This is a genomic window from Arcticibacter pallidicorallinus (assembly GCF_003002875.1).
In the GTDB taxonomy this organism is placed as follows: domain Bacteria; phylum Bacteroidota; class Bacteroidia; order Sphingobacteriales; family Sphingobacteriaceae; genus Arcticibacter; species Arcticibacter pallidicorallinus.
In genome coordinates this window covers 1-5,751 of the sequence record NZ_PVTH01000018.1, presented here as the reverse complement: position 1 = coordinate 5,751, position 5,751 = coordinate 1, and the positions used below count along the sequence as shown (strand labels likewise).

Below are 5,751 nucleotides of genomic sequence, written 5' to 3'. Positions count from 1 at the left end.
ACTTGCAGGGAATACAAAAAGTTCCCATCTTTGCAGTCCCAAAACGAACAAGGGAAAGCGAGGCGCAAGGCTAAGTGAGAGATTGAAAAGAGGAAAAGAGGAGGCGAGGAAAAAAGTTCAACTTTTTTTTGGAAATATCAAAAACCTTCTTACCTTTGCAATCCCAAATCGGGGAAAGAAAACCAGACGGCGCGACGCCAGAAGGGAATGAAAACAAGATCGTTAAGCAACTGAATCAAACAGGTTGCTCAAACATAAAAAAGCCGCACCGCGACGGGAAGGCGAAAAAGTTCTTTAAAAGAAATGTCAGTAGTATAACGGGTAACGAAGGTTACCTGTTAGATAATAAATTGATAACAGACAAATAACCTAGTCAATTCCAGCGAATAGCATTAATAATAAAACGATTCTATTTGAATAAAATAGGGTCAGAGAACAAAACTTCATTACAATGGAGAGTTTGATCCTGGCTCAGGATGAACGCTAGCGGCAGGCCTAATACATGCAAGTCGAGGGGTATGGGTTGCTTGCAACCCAGAGACCGGCGCACGGGTGCGTAACGCGTATGCAATCTACCTTAATCAGGGGGATAGCCCGGAGAAATCCGGATTAACACCGCATAACATTATATTGTGGCATCACAGTATAATCAAATATTTATAGGATTAAGATGAGCATGCGTGACATTAGTTAGTTGGTGAGGTAACGGCTCACCAAGACCACGATGTCTAGGGGATCTGAGAGGATGACCCCCCACACTGGTACTGAGACACGGACCAGACTCCTACGGGAGGCAGCAGTAAGGAATATTGGTCAATGGGCGCAAGCCTGAACCAGCCATGCCGCGTGCAGGAAGACGGCCCTATGGGTTGTAAACTGCTTTTGTACCGGAATAAACCTTCTCTTGCGAGAGAAGCTGAACGTACGGTAAGAATAAGGATCGGCTAACTCCGTGCCAGCAGCCGCGGTAATACGGAGGATCCAAGCGTTATCCGGATTTATTGGGTTTAAAGGGTGCGTAGGCGGCTTTTTAAGTCAGGGGTGAAAACTTGCGGCTCAACCGTAAGCTTGCCTTTGATACTGAGGAGCTTGAATACACTTGAGGTAGGCGGAATGTGACAAGTAGCGGTGAAATGCATAGATATGTCACAGAACACCAATTGCGAAGGCAGCTTACTAAAGTGTGATTGACGCTGAGGCACGAAAGCGTGGGGATCAAACAGGATTAGATACCCTGGTAGTCCACGCCCTAAACGATGAATACTCGATGTTAGCGATATACAGTTAGCGTCTAAGCGAAAGCGTTAAGTATTCCACCTGGGGAGTACGCCCGCAAGGGTGAAACTCAAAGGAATTGACGGGGGCCCGCACAAGCGGAGGAGCATGTGGTTTAATTCGATGATACGCGAGGAACCTTACCCGGGCTTGAAAGTTACTGAAGTTCTCAGAGATGAGAGCGTCCTTCGGGACAGGAAACTAGGTGCTGCATGGCTGTCGTCAGCTCGTGCCGTGAGGTGTTGGGTTAAGTCCCGCAACGAGCGCAACCCCTGTGAATAGTTGCCAGCACGTAATGGTGGGGACTCTATTCAGACTGCCTGTGCAAACAGAGAGGAAGGAGGGGACGACGTCAAGTCATCATGGCCCTTACGTCCGGGGCTACACACGTGCTACAATGGATGGTACAGAGGGCTGCTACCTGGTAACAGGATGCCAATCTCTTAAAGCCATTCACAGTTCGGATTGAGGTCTGCAACTCGACCTCATGAAGTTGGATTCGCTAGTAATCGCGTATCAGCAATGACGCGGTGAATACGTTCCCGGGCCTTGTACACACCGCCCGTCAAGCCATGGAAGCTGGGGGTACCTGAAGTATGTAACCGCAAGGAGCGTCCTAGGGTAAAACCGGTAACTGGGGCTAAGTCGTAACAAGGTAGCCGTACCGGAAGGTGCGGCTGGAATACCTCCTTTCTAGAGGCTGGATTGACACCCGTTATACTACGAAACATTTTCTTAACGAAAAAAGATGGAACCCAGAAGATGAGCCGGTCAGCAAGGGTAGTGCAAACAAAACGCTAACAAGCAAAGCACGGAAAGACAGACGAGAGAAGGCAAACACTTCAATCATCACTCTAGTCCCGTAGCTCAGTTGGTTAGAGCACTACACTGATAATGTAGGGGTCAGCAGTTCAAATCTGCTCGGGACTACAACGGAATACATCAAACGGGGGATTAGCTCAGCTGGCTAGAGCACCTGCCTTGCACGCAGGGGGTCAACGGTTCGAATCCGTTATTCTCCACGTTTAAACAAAGGGTACAAAACACCGATCGAGAGAAAGGTAAGAATGTACAGCCTGTTTAAAAAGTTCTTTGACATATTGGAAGAAGTAATTGAAAACAAGAAAACAACAGAAGTTTACTGGTTTTCAGGACACTGAATGATTCCCCCTTTTTGCAGCAATGCAGGAAGAAGATCGTTTGGCAATACTGGAGACAATAAAACGGTAGACAAAAAGCATTCCATCCTGAGCAAAAGCAGGATAGGAAGAAGAAAGTAAGAAAGGGTACACGGGGGATGCCTTGGCTCTCAGAGGCGATGAAGGACGTGATAAGCTGCGATAAGCTGCGGGGATTAGCAAATATGAATTGATCCGCAGATTTCCGAATGGGGAAACCTAACTAGTTGAAGACTAGTTGCAAATGCGCAAACGTGCCGAACTGAAACATCTAAGTAAGCATAGGAAGAGAAAATAATAATGATTTCCTGAGTAGTGGCGAGCGAAAGGGAAAGAGCCCAAACCAGACATGTTACGGCATATCTGGGGTTGTAGGACCACAACATGAACAGCAAAGTGAAGAAGAACAGGATGGGAAGCCTGGCCATAGCGTGTGATAGCCACGTATTCGTAAGTGATGCTGGGATAGTGGTATCCTGAGTACCGCGAGGTCGGAGACGCCTTGTGGGAATCTGCCGGCACCATCCGGTAAGGCTAAATACTCCTGAGAGACCGATAGTGAACCAGTACCGTGAGGGAAAGGTGAAAAGAACCCCGAACAGGGGAGTGAAATAGAACCTGAAACCGTGTACTTACAAGCGGTCGGAGCACCTTCGAGGTGTGACGGCGTGCCTTTTGCATAATGAGCCTACGAGTTACTCTTCTCTGGCAAGGTTAAGTGGTTCAGCCACGCAGCCGAAGCGAAAGCGAGTCTGAATAGGGCGTATAGTCAGAGGAGGTAGACGCGAAACCTTGTGATCTACCCTTGAGCAGGTTGAAGGTGCGGTAACACGTACTGGAGGACCGAACCGATAAACGTTGAAAAGTTTCCGGATGACTTGAGGGTAGGGGTGAAAGGCCAATCAAACTGGGAAATAGCTCGTACTCCCCGAAATGTTTTTAGGAACAGCGTTGCGGTCGAGTTTTATAGAGGTAGAGCTACTAATTGGGTGCGGGGGAGTCAAATCCTACCAAATCCAGATAAACTCCGAATGCTATAAAATATACGCAGCAGTGAGGCGCGGGGTGCTAAGGTCACGCGCCGAGAGGGAAAGAACCCAGACCATCAGCTAAGGTCCCAAAATTACCGCTAAGTTGAACTAACGAGGTCCGATTGCACAGACAGCTAGGATGTTGGCTTGGAAGCAGCCATTCATTTAAAGAGTGCGTAACAGCTCACTAGTCGAGCGATCGGGCATGGATAATAAACGGGCATTAAGCGGTATACCGAAGCTATGGATTGAACGTAAGTTCAGTGGTAGGGGAGCATTCCAATATCAGCGAAGCTATGACGTAAGTTGTGGTGGAGAGATTGGAAAAGCAAATGTAGGCATAAGTAACGATAAGGCGGGAGGGAAACCCGCCCACCGAAAGACTAAGGTTTCCTGATCAACGCTAATCGGATCAGGGTTAGTCGGGACCTAACGCGAACCCGAAGGGGATAGTGGATGGACAATTGGTTAATATTCCAATACTTTCTTTAACTGCGATGTGGTGACGGAGTAGTGACACTGCCGCGATCTGACGGAATAGATCGTTAAAAGGCGTAGGTATTAGAGTCGTAGGCAAATCCGCGATTTTAGCTGAAACCCAATAGTACTGCGAGCCTTCGGGTAAGCAGATAGAGCAGGTAAACAGACTTCCAAGAAAACCCGCTAAGCTTCAGGTTAAAGAAACCCGTACCGTAAACCGACACAGGTAGTCGAGGAGAGAATCCTAAGGTGCTCGAGTGAATCATGGCTAAGGAACTCGGCAAAATGGCCCTGTAACTTCGGGAGAAGGGGCGCCTCCAGCAATGGAGGCCGCAGTGAAAAGGCCCAGGCGACTGTTTAACAAAAACACATGGCTTTGCAAAATCGAAAGATGAGGTATAAGGCCTGACACCTGCCCGGTGCTGGAAGGTTAAGAGGGGATGTTATTCGCAAGGAGAAGCATTGAATCGAAGCCCCAGTAAACGGCGGCCGTAACTATAACGGTCCTAAGGTAGCGAAATTCCTTGTCGGGTAAGTTCCGACCTGCACGAATGGTGTAACGATCTGGGCGCTGTCTCAGCCATGAGCTCGGTGAAATTGTGGTATCGGTGAAGACGCCGGTTACCCGCAACGGGACGGAAAGACCCCATGCACCTTCACTACAACTTAACATTGATATTGGGTACAGGATGTGTAGGATAGGCGGGAGGCAATGAAGCGGTGGCGCCAGCTATCGTGGAGTCAACCTTGAAATACCGCCCTTTCTGTATTCGGTGTCTAACCCCTCTGAGTAGGGGGACATTGTTTGGTGGGTAGTTTGACTGGGGTGGTCGCCTCCAAAAAGGTAACGGAGGCTTTCAAAGGTAAGCTCAGTACGCTTGGTAACCGTACGGGGAGTGCAATAGCATAAGCTTGCTTGACTGTGAGGCAGACAAGCCGAGCAGGGTCGAAAGACGGATATAGTGATCCGGTGGTTCTGCATGGAAGGGCCATCGCTCAAAGGATAAAAGGTACGCTGGGGATAACAGGCTGATCTCCCCCAAGAGCTCATATCGACGGGGAGGTTTGGCACCTCGATGTCGGCTCGTCACATCCTGGGGCTGGAGAAGGTCCCAAGGGTTCGGCTGTTCGCCGATTAAAGTGGCACGCGAGCTGGGTTCAGAACGTCGCGAGACAGTTCGGTCCCTATCTGTTGTGGGCGTAGGAAGTTTGAGTGGGGCTGTCCTTAGTACGAGAGGACCGGGATGGACAAACCTCTAGTGAATCTGTTATGGCGCCAGCTGTACTGCAGAGTAGCTACGTTTGGAATAGATAAGCGCTGAAAGCATCTAAGTGCGAAACTAGCCACAAGATGAGACTTCCATATAGGGTCGTGAGAGACTATCACGTTGATAGGCTACAGGTGTAAAGGTGGTAACATCACAGCCGAGTAGTACTAATTACCCGAATCTTTCTCATAGCAGAAACTCTGTATGTTGACTGTGTATTCAAAGACTTCTTTCAATAGTGTTAAAAGTTTAGAAGAACAGTTAGAAAGCTAGCAATAGCTCTCTAACGAATTCTTTAAAACTTAAATGATATTAAACGCTGCGAGCGAACAAGCGAGCAGGTCAGTTTACACCTTATTTAGGTGCCTATATCGGCGGTGTCCACCTCTTCCCATTCCGAACAGAGAAGTTAAGCCCGCCAGAGCCGATGGTACTGCAGTAACATGTGGGAGAGTAGGTCGGTGCCAAATCTTAAATCAGCCCGGTAGTTTCAGTACTACCGGGCTTTTTTGTGCGTTA

1 protein-coding gene, 2 tRNA genes and 3 rRNA genes are annotated in these 5,751 nt (G+C 48.5%); all 6 read left to right on the top strand.

Annotation, left to right across the window (positions count from 1 at the left end):
• The coding region (locus B0I27_RS17680) for a hypothetical protein (protein ID WP_219905042.1) at positions 1–211 on the top strand (211 nt) is incomplete at its 5' end.
• 237 nt (positions 212–448) lie between these two features.
• Positions 449–1,968 (top strand): 16S ribosomal RNA (locus tag B0I27_RS17300).
• A gap of 163 nt (positions 1,969–2,131) precedes the next feature.
• Positions 2,132–2,205, top strand: a tRNA-Ile gene (locus B0I27_RS17295).
• 18 nt (positions 2,206–2,223) lie between these two features.
• A tRNA-Ala gene (locus B0I27_RS17290) sits at positions 2,224–2,297 on the top strand.
• A 248-nt stretch (positions 2,298–2,545) separates the two neighbouring features.
• Positions 2,546–5,422, top strand: a 23S ribosomal RNA gene (locus tag B0I27_RS17285).
• A 168-nt stretch (positions 5,423–5,590) separates the two neighbouring features.
• Positions 5,591–5,702 (top strand): 5S ribosomal RNA (rrf, locus tag B0I27_RS17280).
• Together the 16S, 23S and 5S rRNA genes with 2 tRNA genes alongside form the textbook arrangement of a ribosomal RNA operon.
• Positions 5,703–5,751: the final 49 nt, after the last annotated feature.